Source organism: Pedobacter sp. AC402 (genome assembly GCF_979252805.1).
The window spans coordinates 112,321-136,592 of the sequence record NZ_CEEDAI010000007.1; the positions used below are offsets into that span (position 1 = coordinate 112,321).

Annotated in this window: 23 protein-coding genes and 1 pseudogene; 8 read left to right on the plus strand and 16 right to left on the minus strand. The window is 38.3% G+C overall.

Annotated features, from left to right (window positions below; all coding sequences use genetic code 11):
• Nucleotides 1-252 precede the first annotated feature (252 nt).
• Nucleotides 253-1,866, plus strand: a complete 1,614-nt coding sequence (locus AC0IWE_RS06990; RefSeq protein ID WP_471792508.1) for a S8 family peptidase — start codon at nucleotides 253-255, stop codon at nucleotides 1,864-1,866.
• Nucleotides 1,867-3,094: 1,228 nt separating this feature from the next.
• Here AC0IWE_RS06990 and AC0IWE_RS06995 read toward each other — a convergent pair.
• From AC0IWE_RS06995 to AC0IWE_RS07015, 5 genes are all read right to left on the minus strand, one after another.
• The gene (locus AC0IWE_RS06995) at nucleotides 3,095-3,967 is read right to left on the minus strand and encodes an NAD(P)-dependent alcohol dehydrogenase (protein ID WP_471792509.1); all 873 of its coding nucleotides are present in this window, start codon (nucleotides 3,965-3,967) and stop codon (nucleotides 3,095-3,097) included.
• A complete protein-coding gene (locus AC0IWE_RS07000; RefSeq protein WP_471792510.1) occupies nucleotides 3,943-4,143 on the minus strand; it encodes a hypothetical protein in 201 nt (66 codons plus the stop codon). Before AC0IWE_RS07000 ends, AC0IWE_RS06995 begins: the two co-directional genes overlap by 25 nt.
• Nucleotides 4,144-4,530: 387 nt before the next feature.
• Complete coding sequence (locus tag AC0IWE_RS07005; protein ID WP_471792511.1) at nucleotides 4,531-6,654, minus strand: xanthine dehydrogenase family protein molybdopterin-binding subunit; 2,124 nt, start codon at nucleotides 6,652-6,654, stop codon at nucleotides 4,531-4,533.
• Between the two features lie 2 nt (nucleotides 6,655-6,656).
• Complete coding sequence (locus AC0IWE_RS07010; protein ID WP_471792512.1) at nucleotides 6,657-7,640, minus strand: FAD binding domain-containing protein; 984 nt, start codon at nucleotides 7,638-7,640, stop codon at nucleotides 6,657-6,659.
• A complete protein-coding gene (locus AC0IWE_RS07015) occupies nucleotides 7,637-8,260 on the minus strand; it encodes a (2Fe-2S)-binding protein (protein WP_055913429.1) in 624 nt (207 codons plus the stop codon). The genes AC0IWE_RS07010 and AC0IWE_RS07015 overlap by 4 nt, the downstream gene beginning before the upstream one ends.
• A gap of 173 nt (nucleotides 8,261-8,433) precedes the next feature.
• On the opposite strand from AC0IWE_RS07015, the gene AC0IWE_RS07020 reads away from it, so the two are divergent.
• Complete coding sequence (locus tag AC0IWE_RS07020) at nucleotides 8,434-8,814, plus strand: DUF480 domain-containing protein (protein WP_471792513.1); 381 nt, start codon at nucleotides 8,434-8,436, stop codon at nucleotides 8,812-8,814.
• On the plus strand, nucleotides 8,807-9,085 hold the full coding sequence (locus tag AC0IWE_RS07025) for a hypothetical protein (protein WP_471792514.1): 279 nt from the start codon (nucleotides 8,807-8,809) through the stop codon (nucleotides 9,083-9,085). The genes AC0IWE_RS07020 and AC0IWE_RS07025 overlap by 8 nt, the downstream gene beginning before the upstream one ends.
• A gap of 346 nt (nucleotides 9,086-9,431) precedes the next feature.
• Here AC0IWE_RS07025 and fabF read toward each other — a convergent pair whose 3' ends face one another.
• The 5 genes from fabF to AC0IWE_RS07050 are packed head-to-tail and all read right to left on the minus strand — an operon-like array spanning nucleotide 9,432 to nucleotide 12,819.
• Complete coding sequence (fabF, locus tag AC0IWE_RS07030; RefSeq protein ID WP_055913423.1) at nucleotides 9,432-10,682, minus strand: beta-ketoacyl-ACP synthase II; 1,251 nt, start codon at nucleotides 10,680-10,682, stop codon at nucleotides 9,432-9,434.
• A gap of 11 nt (nucleotides 10,683-10,693) precedes the next feature.
• Nucleotides 10,694-10,912, minus strand: coding sequence for a DUF2798 domain-containing protein (locus AC0IWE_RS07035; RefSeq protein WP_082458882.1), 219 nt, complete (start codon nucleotides 10,910-10,912; stop codon nucleotides 10,694-10,696).
• Between the two features lie 13 nt (nucleotides 10,913-10,925).
• Nucleotides 10,926-11,696: an SDR family oxidoreductase gene (locus AC0IWE_RS07040; protein ID WP_055913420.1), complete on the minus strand. Its 771-nt coding sequence runs from the start codon at nucleotides 11,694-11,696 to the stop codon at nucleotides 10,926-10,928.
• 12 nt (nucleotides 11,697-11,708) lie between these two features.
• The gene (locus tag AC0IWE_RS07045) at nucleotides 11,709-12,194 is read right to left on the minus strand and encodes a PaaI family thioesterase (protein WP_471792515.1); all 486 of its coding nucleotides are present in this window, start codon (nucleotides 12,192-12,194) and stop codon (nucleotides 11,709-11,711) included.
• A gap of 37 nt (nucleotides 12,195-12,231) precedes the next feature.
• Nucleotides 12,232-12,819 carry a TetR/AcrR family transcriptional regulator gene (locus AC0IWE_RS07050; protein WP_055913414.1) on the minus strand — a complete coding sequence of 196 codons (588 nt, stop codon included), beginning with the start codon at nucleotides 12,817-12,819 and terminating at the stop codon, nucleotides 12,232-12,234.
• A gap of 147 nt (nucleotides 12,820-12,966) precedes the next feature.
• Here AC0IWE_RS07050 and AC0IWE_RS07055 point away from each other — a divergent pair, with 147 nt between their 5' ends.
• The 3 genes from AC0IWE_RS07055 (at nucleotide 12,967) to AC0IWE_RS07065 (ending at nucleotide 15,482) form a co-directional block, all read left to right on the plus strand.
• A complete protein-coding gene (locus tag AC0IWE_RS07055; RefSeq protein ID WP_471792516.1) occupies nucleotides 12,967-13,878 on the plus strand; it encodes a helix-turn-helix domain-containing protein in 912 nt (303 codons plus the stop codon).
• A gap of 89 nt (nucleotides 13,879-13,967) precedes the next feature.
• Nucleotides 13,968-14,801: an SDR family NAD(P)-dependent oxidoreductase gene (locus AC0IWE_RS07060; RefSeq protein WP_471792517.1), complete on the plus strand. Its 834-nt coding sequence runs from the start codon at nucleotides 13,968-13,970 to the stop codon at nucleotides 14,799-14,801.
• Between the two features lie 99 nt (nucleotides 14,802-14,900).
• Nucleotides 14,901-15,482, plus strand: coding sequence for an SDR family oxidoreductase (locus AC0IWE_RS07065; RefSeq protein WP_471792518.1), 582 nt, complete (start codon nucleotides 14,901-14,903; stop codon nucleotides 15,480-15,482).
• 551 nt (nucleotides 15,483-16,033) lie between these two features.
• Here the strand turns inward: AC0IWE_RS07065 and arsB are convergent.
• From arsB to AC0IWE_RS07090, 5 genes and pseudogenes are all read right to left on the minus strand, one after another.
• On the minus strand, nucleotides 16,034-17,092 hold the full coding sequence (arsB, locus tag AC0IWE_RS07070) for an ACR3 family arsenite efflux transporter (protein ID WP_471792519.1): 1,059 nt from the start codon (nucleotides 17,090-17,092) through the stop codon (nucleotides 16,034-16,036).
• Between the two features lie 2 nt (nucleotides 17,093-17,094).
• Complete coding sequence (locus tag AC0IWE_RS07075) at nucleotides 17,095-17,514, minus strand: arsenate reductase ArsC (RefSeq protein WP_055913399.1); 420 nt, start codon at nucleotides 17,512-17,514, stop codon at nucleotides 17,095-17,097.
• Between the two features lie 164 nt (nucleotides 17,515-17,678).
• Nucleotides 17,679-18,101 (minus strand): DUF6428 family protein, encoded by a 423-nt coding sequence (locus AC0IWE_RS07080; protein ID WP_471792520.1) that lies wholly within the window; start codon nucleotides 18,099-18,101, stop codon nucleotides 17,679-17,681.
• 37 nt (nucleotides 18,102-18,138) lie between these two features.
• Nucleotides 18,139-18,468 (minus strand): ArsR/SmtB family transcription factor, encoded by a 330-nt coding sequence (locus AC0IWE_RS07085; protein ID WP_055913393.1) that lies wholly within the window; start codon nucleotides 18,466-18,468, stop codon nucleotides 18,139-18,141.
• Between the two features lie 148 nt (nucleotides 18,469-18,616).
• Nucleotides 18,617-20,903: pseudogene (locus tag AC0IWE_RS07090) on the minus strand (GH92 family glycosyl hydrolase).
• Between the two features lie 446 nt (nucleotides 20,904-21,349).
• On the opposite strand from AC0IWE_RS07090, the gene mnmA reads away from it, so the two are divergent.
• Complete coding sequence (mnmA, locus tag AC0IWE_RS07095; protein ID WP_055913390.1) at nucleotides 21,350-22,441, plus strand: tRNA 2-thiouridine(34) synthase MnmA; 1,092 nt, start codon at nucleotides 21,350-21,352, stop codon at nucleotides 22,439-22,441.
• 825 nt (nucleotides 22,442-23,266) lie between these two features.
• On the opposite strand, the gene AC0IWE_RS07100 is transcribed toward mnmA, so the two are convergent.
• Complete coding sequence (locus tag AC0IWE_RS07100) at nucleotides 23,267-23,581, minus strand: hypothetical protein (RefSeq protein ID WP_055913387.1); 315 nt, start codon at nucleotides 23,579-23,581, stop codon at nucleotides 23,267-23,269.
• A gap of 273 nt (nucleotides 23,582-23,854) precedes the next feature.
• Here AC0IWE_RS07100 and AC0IWE_RS07105 point away from each other — a divergent pair, with 273 nt between their 5' ends.
• Nucleotides 23,855-24,217: a response regulator transcription factor gene (locus AC0IWE_RS07105; protein ID WP_055913384.1), complete on the plus strand. Its 363-nt coding sequence runs from the start codon at nucleotides 23,855-23,857 to the stop codon at nucleotides 24,215-24,217.
• Nucleotides 24,218-24,272: the final 55 nt, after the last annotated feature.

Genomic DNA, 24,272 nt, shown 5'->3' on the forward strand with positions numbered 1-24,272 from the left:
AGGATTTTTTTTTAACCCAAATTTCTTTCATTTAGGCGCAGGCAGGCATTACCCTGATCCGATAGCTATCGGATTTATTTCAGCATTTATTTTGCATAAAAGACGCTTAAATAAATTGAACATGACGATCTCATTAAAGAAAAATAAAATCGGAATCAACAACAAAACGTGCCAAAACCATTATTTTTAATACATTTTCTTTCAATAAAAAAATTAAAATTAACTTTCGACGTTTAATACAAAAATACATAAATGAATAAGAGTAGAATTTTTAGCGCCCTTATAAGTGCAGCCTTCTTAAGTGCATTGCCAACTTTAGCCAATGCGCAAAAAGCCAACTGGCAAAACCTTGACCTTAAAAGTGATACCACTTTTGGGATCAGTACCGAAAAAGCTTATAAAGAACTTTTAAAAGGTAAAAAATCAGTAAAAGTTATTGTTGCAGTTAATGATGGTGGTGTTGAAGCTACGCATGAAGACCTGAAAAGGATTATGTGGGTTAATACCAAAGAAATAGCGGGCAATGGAAAAGACGATGATAAAAATGGTTATATCGACGACATTAACGGTTGGAATTTTATTGGTGGACCAAAGGAATCCGTAAACTTCGAAACACTGGAGTTAACCCGTTTAGTACGTCGCGATCAGGCTCGATTTGCAAATACTACGGATGCAAATGTTGCTGAAAAAGACAAAAAAGATTACGAAACATTTAAAGCAGAAAGAGCAGATTTAGAAAAGCAACTGGCAGAAGCTAAAGAGAATCTTGCTGGCATAACTAGCTTTAAAACCGCTTTAGATGCTGTGGTAAAGAAAATTGGTAAGGAAAACCCAACTATCGAAGACTTTAAAAACTTTAAACCAGCTACAGAAATTGAAGGCAGAATTCAGGGTGTGTTAACCCAACAGCTTGAAAAAGGCAGCTTTAAAGATTTTTATGAAGATCAGATTGTTGAAGGTTTAGACTACTATACCCGCCAGGCCAATTACAACTTAAATCTTGATTACGATCCTCGTTCGATAGTTGGTGATGACCCGAACAATGTAAAAGAGAAATTTTATGGCAATAATGATGTAGCCGGACCTGATGCCATGCACGGTACGCACGTAGCAGGTATTATAGCTGCTGATAGAACCAATAAACTTGGTATTTTAGGTGTGGCTGATAATGTTGCCATTATGGGTGTGCGTTGTACGCCAAATGGTGACGAAAGGGATAAAGATGTTGCTAATGCCATTCGTTATGCGGTAGATAATGGTGCAAAAGTGATCAACATGAGTTTTGGTAAAGCTTACAGCTGGAACAAGGAAATTGTAAACGAAGCGATGAAATATGCAGCTTCTAAGGATGTATTAATTGTACAGGCAGCTGGTAACGAAAACAAAAATATTGATGTAGAAAACAACTTTCCTAACCATAAAGATTTAGACGAAAAAACCATTGCTTCATGGATCACTGTTGGTGCTTCTGGTCCGAAAGATGATGAAACGCTTAAAGCAAGCTTCTCTAACTTTGGCAAACAACAAGTTGATGTTTTCGCTCCTGGTGTTCAGATTTATTCTACCGTGCCAGGCTCTAAATACAAAAACCTTGATGGAACCAGTATGGCCTCTCCTGTTGTAGCTGGTTTAGCTGGTTTAATCCGTTCGTATTATCCAAAATTAACGGCAGCACAGGTTAAAGAAATCATTGTTAAATCGGTAACTAAAGTGAACCACAACGTGGAGTACGCAAAAGGTGAAGAGCCTGGAGCAGAAAAAGTTTCGGTTCCTTTCTCTGATCTTTGTATTAGCGGTGGTATCGTAAATACTTATAATGCATTAAAATTAGCAGCAACATACACTGGTAAAGCAACTGCAAAGTAGGTTGATTTTTTTGCCACGAAATCACAGAAACACGGAGTATTTTATCTCAATTTGTCATTCTGAGCAAGTTGAAGAATCTTCCAGCCATTATTAATAAAACAAAAAAAGCGTCCTGATGTAAAATCAGGACGCTTTTTTGTATAATATTCGGAGAAGTCATTTTGATAGGCATATTGTTTACATCGTCCTCGTTTGTAACGAGGATGTACGAGTAAAGCGATTTTATCGCTCTTAAATGAATTATTTTCGCATTGCAAATGCGGGCCTCAAAAATCCTCGTTACAAACGAGGATGTACGAGTAAAGCGATTTTATCGCTCTTAAAGGAAGTATTTTCGCATTGCAAATGCGTACCTCAAAAATCCTCGTTACAAACGAGGACTATCTAAGAGAACCTGTCAATAGTAAGTTGATTTTTTTTGCCACGGAATCACAGAAACACGGAGTATCTTTTGGCTATCGTCATTGCGAGAAGGCTTTTTCAGCCGACGAAGCAATCTTCTACATCGTTATCGTTTGTAATGAGGATGTACGAGTAAAGCGATTTTATCGCTCTTAAAGGAATTATTTTCGCATTGCAAATGCGTACCTCAGAAAATCCTCGTTACAAACGAGGACTATTTAAGACAACCTGTCAGTTGTAGTAGGTTTATTTTTTGCCACGGAATCACAGAAACACGGAGTATCTTTTGGCTATCGTCATTGCGAGAAGGCTTTTTCAGCCGACGAAGCAATCTTCTACATCGTTATCGTTTGTAACGAGGATGCACGAGTAAAGCGATTTTATCGCTCTTAAAGGAATTATTTTCGCATTGCAAATGCGGGCCTCAAAAATCCTCGTAACAAATGAGGACTATTTAAGTTTTTCAGCCGACGAAGCAATCTTCTACATCGTCCATGTTTGTAACGAGGATGTACGAGTAAAGCGATTTTATCGCTCATAAAGGAATTATTTTCGCATTGCAAATGCAGGCCTCAAAAATCCTCGTTACAAACGAGGACTATTAAAACAGCTTGTCAATGGTAGTAGGTTGATTCTTTTGCCACGGAATCACAGAAACACGGAGTATTTTATCTCAATTTGTCATTCTGAGCAAGTCGAAGAATCTTTCAGCCATTATTTAATAAAACAAAAAAGCGTCCTGATGTAAAATCAGGACGCTTTTTTGTATAACATTCGGAGAAGTCATTTTAATAGGCATATTGCCCATTAAACTTGACTTCTCTAATTATACCGTATCCATATCAATTACGAAACGGTATTTTACATCGCTGCTTAATACCCGCTCATAGGCTTCGTTAACGTAGTTGATATTGATTACTTCGACTTCTGAAACAATATCATGTGCGGCACAGAAATCAAGCATCTCCTGTGTTTCTTCAATCCCACCAATACTCGAAGCGGTTAAAACCCTGTTGCCCTGCATTAAACCAGAACCTGGAAATTTTATCGGCTCGGCAGGTATGCCAACACAGATATGTACACCGTTAACATTTAATAACTTAAAATACATTTCGTAATCATGCGGTGCAGAAACTGAATCGATGATAAAATCGAAATGTTTGGCGTATTTCTTCAACTGTTCAGGATCTTTGGTGATCACAAAGTTATGCGCGCCTAATTTTCTTGCATCTTCTTCTTTTGATGGCGAAGTACTTAATACCGTAACTTCTGCACCAAAAGCGACAGCAAATTTAACTGCCATATGGCCTAAACCGCCTAAACCCAATACTGCAACTTTATGGCCTTTGGTAATTCCCCATCTTTTAATTGGCGAATAGGTAGTTATACCAGCACATAACAATGGTGCTACACCCGCTAATGGAAGGTTATCGGCAACGTGTACCACAAATTCTTCTGTACAAACAATTTTATTTGAGTAACCACCATATGTTGGCGTAGTTTTATCTCTTTCAACACTATTATACGTCCAAACGGTTTCTCCTTTTTCACAAAACTGTTGCTGGCCGCCTTTACAGGTTGGGCATTCTTTACAGCTATCAACCATGCAACCAATACCAGCAAGGTCGCCAACTTTAAATTTTGAAACAGCAGATCCCACTTCTGTAATCCGGCCTACAATTTCATGTCCCGGAACCATCGGATAACGGGCAGGTCCCCATTAAAGCTGCTCACCTGATGAATATCAGAATGGCAAATGCCACTAAACAAAATTTCAATTAATACATCTTTCGGCCCAACATTCCTTCTTTCGAAATTCCATGGAGCCAATTTATCAGTTTTGCTGTGAACAGCATATCCTTTTGCAGCTATCATAATATCTTAAATTTTGCCCAAATCTAGGAGATTAACATTTAGGCTTCGTCATAGCCGGTTCATTTCAGCAGGTGAGATTTTGTTGCATTTAATCTATAAATACCGCTATGGATTCTATTTTATTGCCCCCGCTTTTTATATTGATGCCCCCGCTTTTTATAATGATGCCTCCGCTCTTTATAATGACGCCCCTGCTTTTTATAATGATGCCCCCGCTTTTTATTTTGATGCCCCCGCTTTTTATAATGATGCCCCCGCTTTTAATTAAATCAATTTAATAGCATCATAAACATCATTTCCTGGGGCAAAGAGCAATCTTTTCCAGGTATTACCAATAGTAAGGTAATAAAAATTTGCTTCTTAATAATATACAGGTAACTAAATAAACTACGCCAATATCTTATCTGGTGTAATTGGTAAAGTTCTGATTCTTTTCCCTGTTGCATTAAAAACCGCATTTGCTACTGCGGCAGAAAAGCCGATTAAAGCAATTTCGCCCATACCTTTTGCACCCATTGGATTAATATAAGGATCGGGCTTATTGATAAAATTAACATCGATTTCTGGCACATCAGCATTTACCGGAACATGGTAATCGGCGAAGTTATTATTAATGTATCTTCCATAGCGGTGATCAACAATCGATTCTTCAGTTAAAGCCATTCCGATACCCCCAACAGCACCACCCAGCATTTGACTGCGGGCCGTTTTCGGACTAACGATTGTACCAGAATCGCCCACTGAAACAATTTTATTTACTTTAACCACACCTGTAAGCGAATGCACTTTAACCTGAACAAAATGAATTGAAAAAGAATACATTGAGTAATTGTCGCGCTCCTTTCCTCCCTGGCTTTCTTTGGTTACCTCTATCTGAGGAAGGTTATTTTTTTTCAGTACATCAACAAAATTAGCTGTGGCATCCATATTTGAATTTGCTGCTAACTCTGCAACCGCTGATTTTAAAGCCACGCAAACATCGTTTACAGCCGAACCAACGGTAGAAAGTGTTGCCGAACCTCCCTGGCTTGGTGCAGGCGGCAATGATGAGTCGCCAAGTTCGAAAGTGATTTTATTTACCGGGATGTTCATCACTTTATTTGCAATTAAAGTCATACCAGTACCTGTACCAGGCCCAATATCACTTGTTGCACTTTGCAACAGTAAAGAGCCATCTGCTTTCAAAATCCCTTTAACACTGGCCTTACCTCTATTCGCATTAAATACACCCACACTTACTCCATAACCCGTTTGCCATGGCCCTTCAGTTAAACTTCCCGGCTTATTTTTTCTATTGTTCCATCCTATTTTATCAGCACCAATTTTATAAGCTTCTTTGATATTCTTACTCGAAAAAGGTTTGTTTTTTTGCTGATCGGTTTCCGGATCATTTTTTATTCTGAAATCCAATGGATCCATATCCAAAGCGTGCGCCATCTCATCAATTGCACTTTCGAGGGCAAATGCTCCCGTTGCTTCGCCCGGTCCGCGCATCCAGATCGGTACACCAAGATCAACCGGTACAATGGCATAAGATGTGTTTACATTATCACACTGGTACATAAATTTGGCCATGTTTACCACTCCTTCAGTAAAATTTTCATAGCTGGATGTTTCGCCATATGCCCTGTGGGTAATGCCGGTTAGTTTACCATCTTTATTTGCACCTAAACCTATCGTTTGTATTGCAGCTGGCCGGTTACCAACCATTGTAAACATCTGCATCCTTGTAACCACAAGCTTTACTGGCTTACCAATATGTTTCGAAGCCATTACAGTTGCAATTTCCAATGGCCAGGTACGCAATGCCATACCAAAGCCACCGCCCACAAATTCTGAGTTGACCTGGATATTTTCCATCGGGATTTTAAAAACATTGGCTATTGTGCCCTGAGTAGCTTTTACCCCCTGTGTTTTAGCATAAACGGTTAATTGGTTATTTGGCCGCCAATCGGCAATGATGCCATGGAGCTCCATCGGGTTATGTGTTTCAATGGGTAAAAAATATCTTTCTTCTACCTTTACTTCTGCCGTTTTATAAGCGTTTTCGATACCGCGCTTGTAATCAGCCTGACCTTGAAATTTTTTCGCTTTCGGATCTTTTAAAGCCTTTTCGAAATCGGTATTAAATTCTTCCTTTGCATATGTTGCTTTAACCAGCGAAGCCGCATAAGTTGCCCTTTCGAAGGTATTGGCCACTACAATGGCAATCGGCTGGCCATTATAAAAGATTCTATCCGTATAAAAAATCTTCATCTGTGGTCCGCCCTCCTGCTCGTAAGCAGCTGCAGATGGTTTGTTAAGGTGCGAAACCACGGCAATAACACCCGGGGCTTTTTCTGCCGCTTTGGTATCCAATGCCGTAATTTTACCCTTGGTTATGGTACTTGTAACCAAAACACCATAAGTTAGGCCGGGCAGTTCATATTCGGCAAAATATTTAGCTTGTCCGGTAACTTTTAAAAAGCCATCTACACGGTCGTTATCGTCTTTTAAAATTCTCTTTTCCATAACTAAGCTTTCGATTTTGCAAGATTTAAGGCCTCGATAATTGTATTTGGTGCAAGTTTAAGTTTGAAATCATTTCCGCCAAATCCTTTGGCATCTTTCATGGCCAACTGAGCAGCCTGTTTAAAATTTGATTGGGTAGCTTCCTTTCCTTTTAAGAAACTCTCGGATGCCGTTAAACGCCAGGGTTTATGTGCTACACCGCCCATAGCCAAGCGTACATCGGTAATTTTATTATTGTTAATTTCGAATGCTGCAGCTACTGATACCAGTGCAAAAGCATAAGATGCACGATCTCTGACTTTAAGATAATGGTAGTTTTTAGCAAGATTATTTGTCGGAATCTCCAACCTGATAATCATTTCATCTGCCTTTAAGTTATTGTCTAACTGCGGCATATCTCCGGGTAAGCGATGAAAATCTTTAAATAAAATCTTACGTTCCCCTTTACTGTTAGCCAGCACAACTTCGGCATCTAAAGCAATTAAAGCCACGCACATATCACTAGGATGAACGGCAATACACTGAGCTGAAGTACCAAAAATTGCATGCATGCGGTTAAAACCTTCCATGGCTCCACAACCTGTGCCTGGCTGGCGTTTATTGCAAGGCATTTCAGTATCATAAAAATAGCCGCAACGGGTACGCTGCATCATGTTACCACCAACAGTAGCTACATTTCGCAATTGTGCAGATGCACCTGCCTGTAAGGCCCACGAAAGTAGGGGAAGCTTTTCTTTTATCAATGCGCTATCTGCCACGGCTGTGTTTGATGCCAAAGCACCAATATGGATTTTAGTTCCTACCTGTTCAATCTGTTTCAGCGGAACGTGGTTAATATCAATAAGCTTTTCGGGTGCCGAAACCCCTCTTTTCATTAAATCGATAAGGTTTGTGCCACCGGCCAGGAACTTTGCATTTTTATCCTTTCCCAATAAAGCAATTGCAGATTTTGCGGTGGTTGTTCTTAAGTATTGAAAATTGATCATACTGTTGCTCCTCCTTCCTTAACTTCAACTATTGCATCAACAATGTTTGGGTAAGCTCCACACCTGCAGATATTTCCACTCATATATTCACTTATTTCTGCTCTCGAATTGGTATGCCCTTCGCGTACACAAGCCACTGCCGACATAATTTGCCCCGGCGTACAGTATCCGCATTGAAAACCGTCGTGTTTAATAAAGGCAGCCTGCATAGGATGCAAGGTATCCCCATTTGCCAAACCTTCTATTGTAGTAATCTTTTTGCCTTCATTCATTACGGCCAAACTGAGGCACGAATTTACCCTTTGCCCATCAACATGAACGGTACAAGCACCGCACTGCCCATGGTCGCAGCCCTTTTTAGTTCCCGTGAGGTGCAATTCTTCGCGCAGGTAATCCAAAAGCGTTACCCTTGGCTCTACCGAGGTTTTATAGGCTTTATTATTAACCGTAAGGTTTAGGGGAATTTTCTCAAACAGCTCGGCAAAACGTTCATCAGCATTGTTTTCTGCAGCCTTTACTGCAACGCCAGGTGTTAAAGCAATCGCAGTGATCACAGAGCTTTTCTTAAGGAAATCGCGTCTGCTATCGCCCTGATTTGGTTTCTGATCAGAAGATTTCATAATTTAATATTTAGATAAGGGATTTTTTCTAAGTTCGCAATTCTAAACCTCAAATTTTAGTAAATCAGAAATTTAGAATTGTTCTATTCAGTAATATTTTCATATAACTCATTAAGCGTAAACCATTAGCAAAATAATTTTTAAAATCTTCAACCAATGTATACTTTTATAAAATGGACAATGTAAAACCACTACCCGATTTATCAGCAGAAGAGCAACGTGTTTTAGGTGCGTTAATAGAAAAAAGCAGAACTACGCCCGACTATTACCCAATGACTTTAAATAGTTTAACGGCTGCCTGTAACCAAAAAAGCTCACGAAATCCAGTGGTAAATTACGATGAAGAAACCATTTCCTTAACCCTGAACCAACTTAAAATAAAAGGCTTAATATCCACTGCTACAGGCGGCTCGAGCAGGGCAACTAAATACAAGCATAATCTTGCAATAGCATATCCTTTAGTGCCTTCCGAATTGGCCATTATCTGTTTATTACTTTTACGTGGACCGCTAACGCCAGGCGAAATTAACAGCAACTTCAGGAAGGTTGTATGAATTTGAAAGCATTGAAGAAGTTCTGGAACAACTTCAAAAATTAGCCGATGAGGAACCTGCCTTTGTAAAGCAACTGGCTAAAAAAGCCGGACAAAAGGAAGCCCGTTTTATTCATCTATTGGGTGAGCAGGCCGAAACCACTACTGAGCCAGAAACTGATGTAACTGCACCCGCAACCTTTGATTCAACTGAACTGGAAAACAGGATAGAAAAGCTGGAACTTGAATTAGAGGAATTAAAAGAACTGGTTAATTTACTGATGGATAAGTAGTTCATTTGTTCACTAACAATGGTTCATTGTTTTTAACCCATTGGGATAACCTTAAGCGATTATCAGTCTGAGCGTAGTTGAAGGCTATTATATTACATTTCAGTGCTTCTTTGTTTCCGTGGAAGAAAATTATTAGCGTCTTAGCGAGACGCCGAGAACAGTATAAAATTTTTTAGTGATCGTCATTCTTACGCAGGTGGTAATCTTAAAGCTTGTTGCATTACAATTCCCAATCAAGTTGAAAATGACGCATCGACTCAAAACAAATCTAAAACAAAAAAAGTGCTTGGTGATTAACCAAACACTTTATAAGTCCCTAATTAAACAACTAGGAACAACAAATCAATTAAGCCTCGTACTTTTTAAAAATCGTACTGGCCGTATGTCCACCGAAACCGAATGTGTTGTTCAAAACATAATTTATTTCTTTTTCAATCGGTTCTCCCAACACAATATTCAATCCTTTAGGGATACTTTCATCTAAATTTTTGGTATTAATTGTTGGCGGAATAACATTATCCCTAATGGATAAAACACTAATTACACTTTCCACTGCTCCGGCCGCACCAAGCAGGTGACCTGTCATCGATTTTGTTGCACCAATTACAACTGGCAATCCATTAAAAACTGTATTAATTGCCTGTAATTCACTTAAATCACCCAAACCAGTTGAAGTAGCATGTGCATTGATGTAATCAATTTTATCAGCCGTAATTCCTGCATCTTTTAAAGCTTTTGTCATCCCTAAAGCAGCACCTATTCCATCAGGAGGTGTGCCGGTTAAATGATAAGCATCAGCAGCCATTCCACCACCAATAATCTCTGCATAAATGTGCGCACCACGAGCCAATGCATGGTCTAGCTCCTCTAAAATAAGGGCACCTGCACCTTCACTCATCACAAAACCATCCCTATCCTTATCAAAAGGTTTGGATGCACCTTGTGGATCTTCATTATTTTTAGACAATGCCTGCGCTGCATTAAAACCTCCTACTGATGATTTCGTTAATGCAGCTTCTGAGCCACCGGCAATCATTACACTTGCTTTACCTAATCGAATGGTATCAAAAGCATTAATAATAGCTGTATTTGATGATGCACATGCAGATACGGTACAATAATTAGGGCCACGCAACTTATGACGGATAGAAATGGCCCCTGCTGCGATATCTACAATCATTTTAGGAATAAAATATGGATTGAACCTTGGCGTTCCGTCTCCTGCATGAAACTCTTCCAATTGCGCCTCAAAAGTACCAATACCACCATTACCAGTGGCCCAAATTACCCCAACTTCAGCAAGTTCATCATTACTCATTGTACTAAAATCCAATCCTGCATCTGCAATCGCCTGATCGGTTGAGCCAATTGCATACTGCGTAAAAAGATCGTACTTTTTGATTTCTTTTTTCTCCAGGTATTTTTCAGGATCGAAACCCTTCACTTCACCAGCAAACTGCGTTTTAAACTTACTCGAATCAAATTTTGTAATCGGGCCAATGCCACTTTTTCCGGCTAATATTTGTTGCCAAAACGTTTCTACACTATTGCCTAAAGGGGTTATAGCGCCCAAACCTGTTACTACTACTCTATTCATTTTAATAATTTTTAGTCAACATTCCTGAATAAATAATCGACCAATGATTGTACGCGTGGGGAAATAATTAATATGGCAGGAATGGCCACGATATAAGAAATGCCCCACGATTTTAACCAAACCCTCATAAAAGCCGATGTAAATCCAAGATTAACACTTATCGCCGCGAAAGTAACTATTCCTGTAGTAAAAACCGCCATAATAAATGCAAATGCCACCTTCTTTTTCATTCCTGCCAAGTGATTAATTTTCTACAGAATCGATCCAGGCCTGTCTATTTGCGTTCAACAGGTTTAAAGCATCATCAGGCGATTGTCTGAATAATTCATAAATCTTTGCAGTATCTCCCACCCTGATTTCGAATTCATCGTTGGCTAATGCAGCTAAAAATTCATCCGCAACAACAGCAGGTTTGATGCCGTTATGTCCACCAATTTCTTTCGAAAATTCGGTATCTACCAGTGGAGGCATTAATTCGAAAACTTTAACCGCTGTTTCTGACAAACTTAATCTTAAGGAAGTGCTGTATGAATGTAGTGCTGCTTTGCTAGCGGCATAAGTTGGCAAAGTAACCCCTGGCACATAAGCCACAACTGATGATACATTTACAATTGCCGATGCTGCCTGTTTCTTTAAAATAGGTAATAACTTTTGATTTATTCTGATGATAGACAGGTAATTGGTTAACATTTCATCTTCTGCATTTGCAAAAGCATCCTGATTGTGATCGGCTAAATCGTACAGTATTGCTCTACCAGCATTATTGATTACGATATTCAGTTGAGGAAAATCTTCTTTAATTGTATTCACCAAATGGTCAACATCTTCAGCTTTACTTACATCAGATAGTATGGTAGTTACATTTTGCAATGAAGCTGCTGCTGCAGTTAACCTTTCCTGATTTCTGCCGGTTATAATTACATGGTTATCCAATGCAGTTAATTGTTTTGCAATTTCCAAGCCGATACCAGCTGTTCCACCGATTAATAAAACGGTATTTTTTGAAGTTTTCATTTATATTATTTTTTAAAAATTTAAGATTAAACAAGTGCTCACCGCGTGAGCATAAATGGTATTATTTTCATCCACGAGCTGAGCCTCTACCAAAGCGGTACGCCCGCCCAGGTTAATTACCTTACCCATGGTTTTTAGCTTTCCCGTTTTAATGGTAATCGCTTTCAAAAAATTGACTTTCAGTTCTAAAGTGGTATAGCCTTTTCCGGCAGGCAATAGTGAATGCACAGAGCAACCCATAGCAGAATCTAAAATTGCACTGATTACGCCTCCATGAACGGTTCCAATTGGGTTATAATGAAATTCCTGAGGCACAAACTCGAAAACCACATTTCCCTTTTCAATTAAGGTTACAGTAAAATCAAGCGTATGCAAAAGCGGTGGCATTGAAAACTTCTCATCGCTCATTGCCTGCAGATAATCGATGCCATCCATCTGCATGGCCTCCTTCGCACCTTCCATCGGGTCGTGCCAGGTTATTGTTCTGGTTCTGCTCATATAAAATACCAATCGGTATATTTTAAATTAAAATTTTTTAGCCTAGGCTATCTATATATTTTTTTAGGGAGTCCATGATAAGGCTCCAATAATTGGTATTAGCGGTGAGTTTGGAAATCATAATGCCTCCCTCAACAATGGCAATAACGGTTAAAGCAATCTGTTCAGGGTTATTATCTGCGCGGAACTCCTTATTTGCAATTCCATCTTCAACCAGTTTGGCAATTTTATTCTTCCATCCAATAACCGCTTTCAAAACTTTTCCACGCAATTCAGGGTGGGTGTCATCCGCATCAACAGCAGTATTTAAAACAGGGCAACCCCCTTCTGCAACTGAACCATCGATAAATTTTTGATAAACATTAATATATACCAGCAGCTTATCTTTAACACTTACCTGCCGGTTCATTTCAGCATCTATTATGGATGAAACGTTATTTAAGTTATAATCAAAAGCGGCCAGTGCCACCTCATCTTTGTTTGCAAAGTTGCCATAAATGCTTCCTTTGGTTAAACCTGTAGCGGCAGTAATGTCATTTAAAGAAGTACCTGCGTAACCTTTTTTATTAAAAATGGGTGCTGTTTTCTCTACGATGAAATTTCTTGTCTTTTCTGCTTTGCTCATGTTCTTTTAAATTGACGATGCAAATATATACCAATCGGTATATTAAAAACAAATTTATTTATCATGGCAATCTCCTTTTGCGATACCATGAATAATGCTTAAAAAAGCTAATATTTGAATTAAGTTTGAATTTTGTAACTTTGCTTTATGAACAAGCCAGAAACCATTGAAGATTTTTATCAGAATAAATTTAGTTTCTTACCAGACAACCTTCAAAATGGCGTAGGCCATTTTAATGTTTTTAAGCTGGAAGACTGCTTGAGGGATGACCACAAACCAATGAGTTACAACCGAAGGGATTATTATAAAATATGCTTAACCCGCGGACATAATGTGTATCATTATGCAGATAAAAGTATTGAGATTGATGGAACTGCCTTAATTTTTTTCAATCCGCTTGTGCCATACACCTGGGAACTTGCCAGTGGCAAACAAAGCGAGGTAACGGGTTATTTCTGCATTTTTACAGAGGCTTTTTTTAAAGAAAAAATTAGAGGCAACATCGGCGATTTACCTATGTTTACACCAGGTGGAAAACCCGCTTACATTCTTAATGTTCAGCAAGACAAACAGATAGAAGCTATTTTCGCGAAAATGTTTGAGGAAATTAATACCGATTATATTTATAAATATGATTTGCTCCGCAATTACATAACAGAAATTACTCACTTCGCATTAAAAACAGAACCATCAGAAAATTTATTTAAACATACTGATGCCAACGCTCGGATTACCTCTGTTTTTACGGAGTTATTGGAACGCCAGTTCCCTATAGAAACCACTACGCAAAGGTTTACCATGGGCTCTGCTAAAGATTACGCAACACAACTCTCGGTACATGTAAACCACTTAAACCGCGCAATAAAAGAAACAACTGGCAAAACCACCACACATTATATTACCGAACGTTTATTGAGTGAGGCAAAAGCACTTTTAAAACACACGGATTGGAATATATCAGAAATTGGGTACTGCCTTGGATTTGAAGAGCCTACTCATTTTAACAACTTTTTCAAAAAACTAACCAAACATACCCCTACTTCTTATCGAATTGTTTGAATTTCGTAATCATCAGTTTGATTAACGTAATAAGCTGAAGTAATTTCTACTGTAATTTTGTCTTAACAAAAAAGGATAAAACTATGGGCATGAAAAAAGTTTGGTTTATTACCGGAGCTTCAAAAGGCTTAGGATTAAGTTTAGTTCATCAATTGCTTAAAGCCGGTCAATATGTTGCGGCTACTTCAAGAAATATTGATGAACTTAAGAAAGCAGTAACCGGTGAAGCCGCAAAATTTCTTCCGCTGGCGGTTAACCTGGCCGATGAAAAAAGTGTTGAAGAAGCAATTAAAGCTACCATTGCAAAATTTGAAAGAATTGATGTTGTGATCAATAATGCAGGTTACGGCATTGGAGGTAGCATTGAAGAGTTGAGTGATGAAGAAACACGCAACAGTTTCGATGTAAATGTTTTCGGAACATTAAATGTAATCAGAAAAGCTACACCTTATTTAAGGGCACAACGTGCAGGGCACATCATCAATATTGCATCAATTGCCGGTATCGCCGGGGCAACAGGATGGGCAGTGTATGCAGCTACTAAATCTGCAGTAATCGCATTATCAGAAGTATCGGCCGAAGATTTAAAAGAATTTGGCGTAAAAGTAACTGTGGTTGCGCCAGGAGCATTCAGAACCAGTTTCTTAACTGCTGATTCACTGATACTGGCAACTAACCCTATAGCAAATTACGAAGAAGTAAGGGCAATACATGCAAAGTATTTAAATATGGATGGACAACAGGTTGGAGATCCTGAGAAAGCTGCTGCAGCTATGATCTCTTTGGCAAGTATGCCAAATCCGCCAGTTCACCTCCTGCTTGGCAATGATGCTTTCCAAAGAGCTAATGGTAAGCTGGAAGCACTTCAAAAGGAATTTAAAGACTGGAAAGCGATTACGATTTCGACAGATTTCGACAACTAGCCTATGCTATATTAACATTAGCAATCAAAAAAGGCGGCAGTTAGGAAATTATCCGCGACTGCCTGCCAATCAATCATTTATACTTATAAAAATAATAACATGGAAAATCAAAAAGTTTGGTTTGTAACAGGCGCGTCCAAAGGTCTGGGATTAACATTAGTAAAAACATTATTAAACAATGGCAATAACGTTGCCGCCACCTCAAGAAATCTAAATGATTTAATAAAAGCGGTTGGTGAACACGAAAATTTCTTACCCTTAACAGTTGATCTTATTGATGAGAGCAGTGTAGAAGCAGCGGTAAGTCAAACAATCAGCAAATTCGGCCAGGTAGATGTAGTGGTAAACAATGCAGGTTATGGAATGCTTGGTGCTTTAGAAGAATTAAGCGATCAGGAATCACGCCAAAATTTCGATGTGAATGTTTTCGGTTCGTTAAATGTAATCAGAAAGGTACTTCCTCAATTGCGGAAACAACAATCTGGTCACATTTTTAATATTTCCTCTATTGGTGGCTTTTCAGGCAACTTCCCTGGTTTTGGAATCTATTGTGCTACAAAATTTGCAGTAGTAGGCTTTACCGAATCATTGGCAGCTGAAGTAAAGTCACTAGGAATAAAGGCTACTGTTGTAGAACCTGGTTATTTTAGAACTGCATTTCTTACAGAAGAGGCTCATTAGCTGTTCCAAGTTCTCCTATCGATGCTTATAAAGAAGTACGCGATTCGCAGGCAGCGCACCAGAACGACATCAATAACCAACAACCAGGTGATCCTGCAAAAGCAGTTGAAGTAATTATTGAAGCTGCAAAAAGTGAAAACCCACCACTACATTTGTTCCTAGGCCCAGATGCTTATCAGGTAGCTGATGCAAAAATTACTGATGTACAAAGAGATATGGCCAATTGGAAGTTTTTGGCAACCGCCACGAATTTTGAAGAGGTTGGTGCTTAGTATTTAATTTAATTATGGATAGAATTATCTAAAATCAATTGACAAAAATAAATCTTCATTGCGAGAAGGCTTTTTTCAGCCGACGAAGCAATCTTAAACGATCGCTTTTTTGCATCCGCTTTAAGATTGCTTCGTGAATCGCAGTGGCGGTCAAAATGAATCGTCATTGCGAGAAGGCTTTTTCAGCCGACGAAGCAATCTTAAACGATCGCTTTTTTGCATCCGCTTTAAGATTGTTTTGTGAATCGCAGTGACGACTTTTCTACTCGATCTTACACATCAAAATATCCTCCTCCGTAACCATTTCGCCAAACTAACCAGCGCAATTAATGCTGGTACCTCTACCAACGGACCGATTACACCAGCAAATGCCTGACCCGAATGAATGCCGAATACACCAATGGCCACTGCGATGGCCAATTCGAAGTTGTTGCCGGTAGCGGTAAAAGCAATAGCGGTACTTTTGCTGTAATCTGCACCAAAATATTTGCCGGCAAAGAAGCTGATCACAAACATTACCACAAAATAGATTACCAATGGTAAGGCAACTCTCAGCACATCCATTGGGATCTGCACAATTAATTCTCCTTTTAAACTGAACATCACCACAATGGTAAATAACAGCGCGATTAAGGTTATCGGAGAAATCATTGGGATGAAAATTGTGCGAAACCACTTTTCGCCTTTCCATTTAATCAGTATTTTTTGACTTAAAATGCCCGTTAAAAATGGAATGCCCAGGTAAATCCCTACACTTTTAGCAATCTCTACAATAGAAATGGATACAACCAAGCCTTTTAAACCAAATAAAGGTGGCAAAATGGTAATAAAGAAATAGGCGAACACACTGTAAAGCAATACCTGAAAAATACTGTTCAGGGCAATCAAACCAGCAGCATATTCACGGTTTCCGTCGGCAAGATCGTTCCACACCACCACCATGGCAATACACCTGGCTAAACCGATCATAATTAAACCGACCATGTATTCAGGATAACCATGTAAAAAGATAATCGCCAGGAAAAACATTAAAAATGGGCCAACAATCCAATTTAAAACCAGCGAAGCCCCCAAAACCCTGGTATTTTTAAATACTTCCCCCAAGTTTTCATAATTTACTTTTGCCAAGGGCGGATACATCATCAGTATTAATCCAATTGCCAGGGGAATGTTGGTATTTCCACTGGAAAATGAATTGATGAATACCGCAGAAGAAGGAAATAAATAGCCTAGCGATACGCCTAAAAGCATCGAAAAAAAAATCCAGATCGTTAAATACCGGTCTAAAAAACTGAGCTGTTTTCGTTTAACTACAGGCGCACAATTATTTGCCGACATCTTTATCCTTTTAAGTTTTCGTTTACAAAATCCTCCATGTAAGCTTTAACCATGTCTCTTGTGCTTCTGAATTGTGCCATAATTTCTGCCTCAGTACCTACCGCTTTAGCCGGATCGGGAAAATTATGGTGCAATTTTATGGCCTGAGTTGGGAAATACGGACAACTTTCTTTCGCATGATCGCAAACCGTAATCACATAATCAAAAGGAACATCAAAATATTCTTCAATATTGTTTGATGTTTGGCTGGAAATATCGATTCCATCTTCCGCCATTATTTTTATTGCCCTGGGGTTTACGCCGTGTACTTCAATACCAGCACTGTAAATTTTAGCTTTATTTTGTGTGAAAAATTTTAAATAACCTTCTGCAAGTTGACTTCTGCAACTATTTCCGGTACAAAGCACCAATATATTCTTCATGACTGTAAATTTTTAATGATTAACAGCAGCCACTTCCAGGGCTACAACTATTTTGGCCTGCTGTAAGGTTAACAAGTTTTATTTCTTTCTTTTCTGGCTGGGCTGGTGTGCAGCATTCTTCGCCAGTTTCGGTGGTACCACAACTCCCGCCCGGGTTAATGGCTTTACATTGGGTAGCATCGGGTGTTAGGTCTATAACCAGAATTTTCTCCCTCAATATTAAATTCCCCCGGAAACATTTGTCTCGTATCGAACGCAGAATTACCAAATTCAATTTTTACAATTCCATTCGGGTTTAGTGGAAGTTTACTTTCTACAAGATTGATAATGGACAATGCTTTTTTCACCTCCATAGCCCTATCCTTTTCTTCCTCGGCAGGTTCCCATAATTGTACAATAATTTCCGTCCAGGCGTTCATCACGCCTCCACAATCTACTGAAACGATGGGCGCTTGTTTAATTTCGGTGATGTGATAATTGGCATTTACCCATTTACCCGGAGCATATTGAAACTGTAAGGTTAATTCGGGATGTTGTTGAAGGTGAGCCTTAAAGCTGCTCCATTCAATAGAAAATGTATTAATCATAATATTGCAATTTAACGATTGATTTATGTAAAAAATTTTAACAGCAGTTTTGCCCGCCTTTATATGAGGCAAAGAAATTGCCTAGCTGTGTTTCTAGTAACTTCCAGGTTTTAGGTGCTATACAATAGCAAATACTCACACCTTCTATAGTGCCTTGAATTATACCAGCATTTTTAAGTTCTTTTAAATGCTGAGAAATGGTGGCCTGAGCTAAACCTAATTCCTCAACCAAATCGCCACAAATACAGGTATTTGATTTAAGGATGCGTTGAAGAATCGCAATCCGCGCCGGATGAGCCATTGCTTTTAACAACGCTGCCATCTGGTTCTGCTCTTCAGTGAAGATTTCTGCTTTGGTAAGTCCCATAATTTTATATCGCAATATTACGATAGAAGAATCAGAAATCAAAATTTATTTCAATCATAAATCATAGCCAAATGAGGAATCTCAAAAGCTAAAAAAAACCGTTAACTAAAATTAGTCAACGGTTCAACTTATATAGGGATGAAGAAAATTATTTCTTTGGTTTTGCGCTCATGTAAAAGGTAAGCTTTCCACCGTTGGTAATGTCTGAATGTTTAATTTTATGATCGGTAATTTCTTTGCCGTTCAATAAAACCTTTTCTACGTAAACATTTTTATCGCTTTGTTTAATCGTTTCAACCGTAAAGGTTTTTCCGTTTTCTAAATTGATGATAGCGTTATTAACCAACGGACTGCCTAAAGAGTAAACATCAGAACCAGGTGATACCGGATAAAAACCTAATGAAGAAAACATATACCAGGCACTCATTTGTCCGCAATCATCATTTCCACCCAAACCATCAGCGGTAGGTTTATATTGCATATTTAATATATGGCGGATCTGTGCTTGTGTTTTCCATGGCTGATCGGTCCAGTTGTAAAGGTATGCAATGTGATGTGCTGGTTCGTTGCCATGCACATAGCCACCAATAATACCTTCGCGGGTGATGTCTTCTGTATGTGCAAAAAACTCATCAGGTAAATGCATGGTAAACAAGGTATCTAATCGTGTTGCAAATTTCTTTTTACCCCCCATCATTTCAATCAGCGAAGCAGGATCCTGTGGCACAAAAAAACTATAATTCCAGCTATTACCTTCAATAAAACCCTGTCCTTCTGTATCTTTTGGATCAAATTCCTTTTTAAAAGTTCCATCAGCCAACTTCGGACGCATAAAACCGGAAGCACTATCGTAGTTATTTTTCCAGTTGTTAGAACGCTTGATAAACTCGTTGTAAATGTCCATACGGTTTAATTTTTTCGCCAATTGCGCAATAGACCAGTCATCGTACGAATATTCTAAGTTATTGGAAACTGAAATTCCCGATTTTTCTGCCGGGATATAACCTTTATCCATGTAATAACCAATACCTTCATAATCGCGGTGTTTAGCCGTTGCAACACAGGCATCCAACGCTTTATTTGCATCTCCGTTGTAAGTACCTTTTATAATGGCATCAGAAATTACCGAAACACTGTGGTAACCGCACCATACACCAGTTATCGTTGGCATAATGCGACCAGATTGGCAACATATGCAAACTACTTTGATCGTAATGCGCTAACATCGATTTTACCATATCGTTGCTACGACCAGGTTGTACAATGTTAAAAAATGGGTGTAAGGCCCTATAAGTGTCCCAAAGTGAAAATGTAGTGTAATTGGTAAAACCATCAGCTTTGTGTACACCCTGATCTAAACCTTTATATTCTCCGTTAATATCGGTATAAGTAGTTGGGTTAATGAAAGCATGATATAAAGCGGTATAAAAATTTACTTTATTATCGTTTGATGTAGTTACCTGAATTTTATTAAGTTCTTTGTTCCAGGTAGCCTGCGCCTGAGCTTTTACTTTTTCGAAATCCCAGCCCGAAATTTCTGCACGCATGTTCTGCAAAGCATTTTCCTGACTAACCGGAGATAAAGCAAATTTAATTTTAATCTTCTCCCCTTCCTGGGTATCGAAATCGAAGAACATTTTTAACTTTTTGCCTGCAATTTCCGGGAAGTTTTGTTCCTGGTTAAATTTACCCCAAAAGCCTCTGTAGGCTTGTTTTGCATCATAGCTTTTTCTTCCGTAGCTTTTAAAAGGTTTAGAAAAACTCATCGCAAAATAAACGGTTCTGGTTCTGGCCCAACCATTGGTTTGGCGGTAACCTGTAATCAAGGTATCGTTCACCACACGAACGTAAGTCCACACGGTTTTTTCTTCATAATTGTAAATGCCAGCCATCAGATCGAGTATAATGTGCGATTGATCTGATTTAGGAAAAGTATATTGGTGCATCCCTACCCTCGTGGTTGAGGTTAATTCTGCTGTTATGTTATCATCATCCAGTTTTACTTTATAGTAACCGGCCTCTGCAACTTCATTGGCATGCGAAAATGCTGAGCGATAGCCACCTTTAGGATCTGAAGCCGTACCCGGATTTAACTGAAGTTTGCCTTGTGTAGGCATAATTAGGAAATCGCCTAAATCTGAGTGCCCGGTGCCACTGAAATGTGTATGGCTAAAGCCCGTAATGGTTTTATCTTCGTATTTATAACCAGCACAGTATTTATAAACATCACCATTGTATTTTCCATTTACTTCATAAGATAAGGTATCTGTTTCAGGACTTAACTGTACCGAACCGAATGGAACTGTGGCACCCGGATAAGTATGCCCCATTTTTGATGTACCGATTATTGGTTTTACATACTGTACCAAATTCTGCTGTGCCGATGCCATTATGGATGAAAGCAAAAGACAAGGCAGGATAACTTTTTTAAACATATTTTTAAAAATTAGCTTGTTTTGTTTGAAAATTCTAAGGTATTAATTAAACTCCAAATGTCAATAAAATATGAGACTAAAACGTTTAAGTAAAACAAAAAATACAATATAGGAGCATGAAGATACAATTTATTGTGATTTAAACCTCGCAGGTTTCGAAACCTGCGAGGTTTATGTGCTTAAACGACAGACTTTGTTAATAAATCTGATGAAACGGAAAGCCCGCAACCCGATTTTCATCGCGTGAGGACTTGCAGTGATAGCAAAACTACGGGCAGCCATTAACACAGAACCAATCATTTTCAAATATTATTGACCACCTAAGTCACCTTAAAACATCTAAGTGATAAGCTCATACAATTTAGCTACCGCTTTTTACAAGTAACTGACTTCCTTTAAATAATTTCAGCTAAATAAACCTTATTTTTGCAACCAATAATTTTAAGATGAGTAAACACGGTAGAATTCTGGTTGCCATGAGTGGCGGGGTTGATAGTTCGGTAGCGGCTGTAATGTTGCATGAGCAGGGTTATGAGGTTATTGGATTAACTATGAAAACCTGGGATTATGCGAGTTCTGGTGGTAGCAGCAAGGAAACTGGTTGTTGCTCATTGGATAGTATTAATGATGCCCGTACGCTTGCCGTAAACTATGGCTTTCCACATTATATACTGGATATTCGCGATGAGTTTGGCGATTACGTGATTGATAATTTCGTGGATGAATACCTGGCGGGAAGAACACCAAATCCTTGCGTGTTATGCAACACCCACATTAAATGGGAAGCTCTATTAAAACGTGCCAATAAACTGGATTGCGAATTTATTGCAACCGGGCATTATGCCAATATCCGCCAGCAAGATAGTGGCCGTTATGTAATTTCGAAAGGTAAAGACGAAAACAAGGATCAATCTTATGTATTGTGGGGTGTTTCTCAGGAAAACCTTTCGCGCACAAAATTCCCATTGGGCAGTTTTGCTAAATCTGACATCAGGCAAATGGCTTTAGATATGGGTCAGGAAGAACTGGCCAAAAAATCGGAGAGTTACGAAATCTGTTTCGTGCCGGATAATGATTACAGAGCTTTTTTAAAACACAAAGTAGAAGATCTTGAAGATAGGGTTGCCGGTGGAAATTTCATTTTAAGCAATGGGATGATTGTTGGGCAACACAAAGGTTATCCTTTTTATACTATTGGCCAACGTAAAGGTTTGGGCGTTGCTTTTGGCGAGCCTATGTTCGTAACTCAAATTTTGCCAGAAAGCAATACGGTAGTATTAGGTAAAGCTGAGGAGCTGGAACGCAGGGAAGCAATGGTTCGTAATGTAAACCTCGTAAAATACGCAAGTATTGAAGAACCGATGAATGATGTAATTACTAAAATCCGTTATAAAGATGCAGGTATGCTAAGTACCATTGTGCAGGAAAAAGATAAAATGCGGGTTGTGTTTGATCACAACGTTTCTGCAATTGCTCCTGGTCAATCGGCTGTATTTTATGAAGGAAATGATTTATTGGGCGGAGGTTTCTTAGTTTAATTAATTTTAATTAGGAGTTATTCTAGGAAGATTGATTTTGAATTAAATTCAGGGTGACGAGCGAAAAATAAAGTATCTCATAAAGAAACCGTCCTGCTGAATTCATTTCAGCATCTTTTTTGATTATATATGATAAGTTAATATTAAAATAATCGGTCGAGTACAGTTGTGACTATACCTAACAGACCCTAAAATAAAATCAGGGTGACGAGCGAAAAATATAGTATCACAAGAGAAACCGTCCTGCTGAATTTATTTCAGCATCTTTTTCGATCATATTTGATAAGTAAAAATTAAAATAATCGGTCGATTATAACTGTGGCTATACCTCACAGACACTGAAATAAATTCAGGGTGACGAGCGAAAAATTAAGTATCTCATAAAGATCCGTCCTGCTGAATTTATTTCAACATCTTTTTCGATCATGTTTGATAAGTAAAAATTAAAATAATCGGCCGAATATAATTGTAGCTATACCTTACAGACCCTGAAATAAATTTAGGGTGACGAGCGAAAAATTAAGTATCTCATAAAGAACCGTCCTGCTGAATTTATTTCAGCATCTTTTTCGATCATGTTTGATAAGTTAAAATTGAAATAATCGGTCGATTATAACTGTAGCTATACCTCTCAGACCCTGAAATAAATTCAGGGTGACGAGCGAAAAATAAAGTATCACATAAAGAACCGTCTTGCTGAATTTATTTCAGCATCTTTTCCGATTCTATTTGATAAGTAAAAATTAAAATAATCGGCAGATTATAATTGTGGCTCTACCTCACAGACCCTGAAATAAATTCAGGGTGACGATAACTACAAAAAAATTATTCACTCCCTTTAAATATATTAATTGAAGCTGTTTTCCATTGGAGGTAGCCTAAATTACCACAGATCTGTGCTACAAAATTCTCGATTTCTTCTGGCACATCATTTACCACGCGCCACCTTATGGTATACTTAGGATTATAACTGATATACACAACCAAATCATCTTTGCGCTGCCCTATGGCGTTTAAATGTTGCAAATGAATATCCTGAAGATCTGCCGCAGCAATCCTCAGTCGCTCATTCATAATTTTGCCCAAAGATGCGTCTGGTCTAAAATCAGTTTCGAATATAGGTAAAACGGTAACTGTCATAAAAATATATTAGCAAGCAACGGTTTAAAAAGCATTTAATCTGTTATTAAACTAAAAATGTCTGCCGACTCTTTATTAAGGTATCATGCTCTTCAAACAAATTTATGCTAAAAATATTAGTAATTAAAATTTTTAATGCATTTTTTTAGTAAAATTTAAACTATGCCATAAGTGTGACAATAATTATAGGGAAGTTGATAACTTTAAATATGTGCATAAATATTATAAACATCTGATAGTAAGATAAGTTATCCTAATATAAAAGTAGAGCTTATGAAAAAGTGCATCTATGTTGTGGAAGATAATCCAAATATCAGGGAGATTATCGAATTCTTACTAATTGAAGAACTTTATGAAGTAAGAACCTGTCCAAATACAAATGAATTTTGGCTTCAGATGGATAAACAGATACCAGACATGGTGATTTTGGATATTATGCTACCTGATGGAAATGGACTTGACATTTGCAATACTTTGAAACGGAACATTAGAACACATGATATCCCTGTGATGATGATGTCGGCTAATAACCACTTAAATGCTGTGAAAGCTAAATGTGATGCAGAAGATTTCATCAATAAACCATTTGACCTTAATGATTTTGCGAGCCGGATAGAGAAATATCTAGCGGCTTAGTTTAAGAATAAAAGTCATTAGTTCACTTCATTTATGGCTAATCATTTAAGATTTA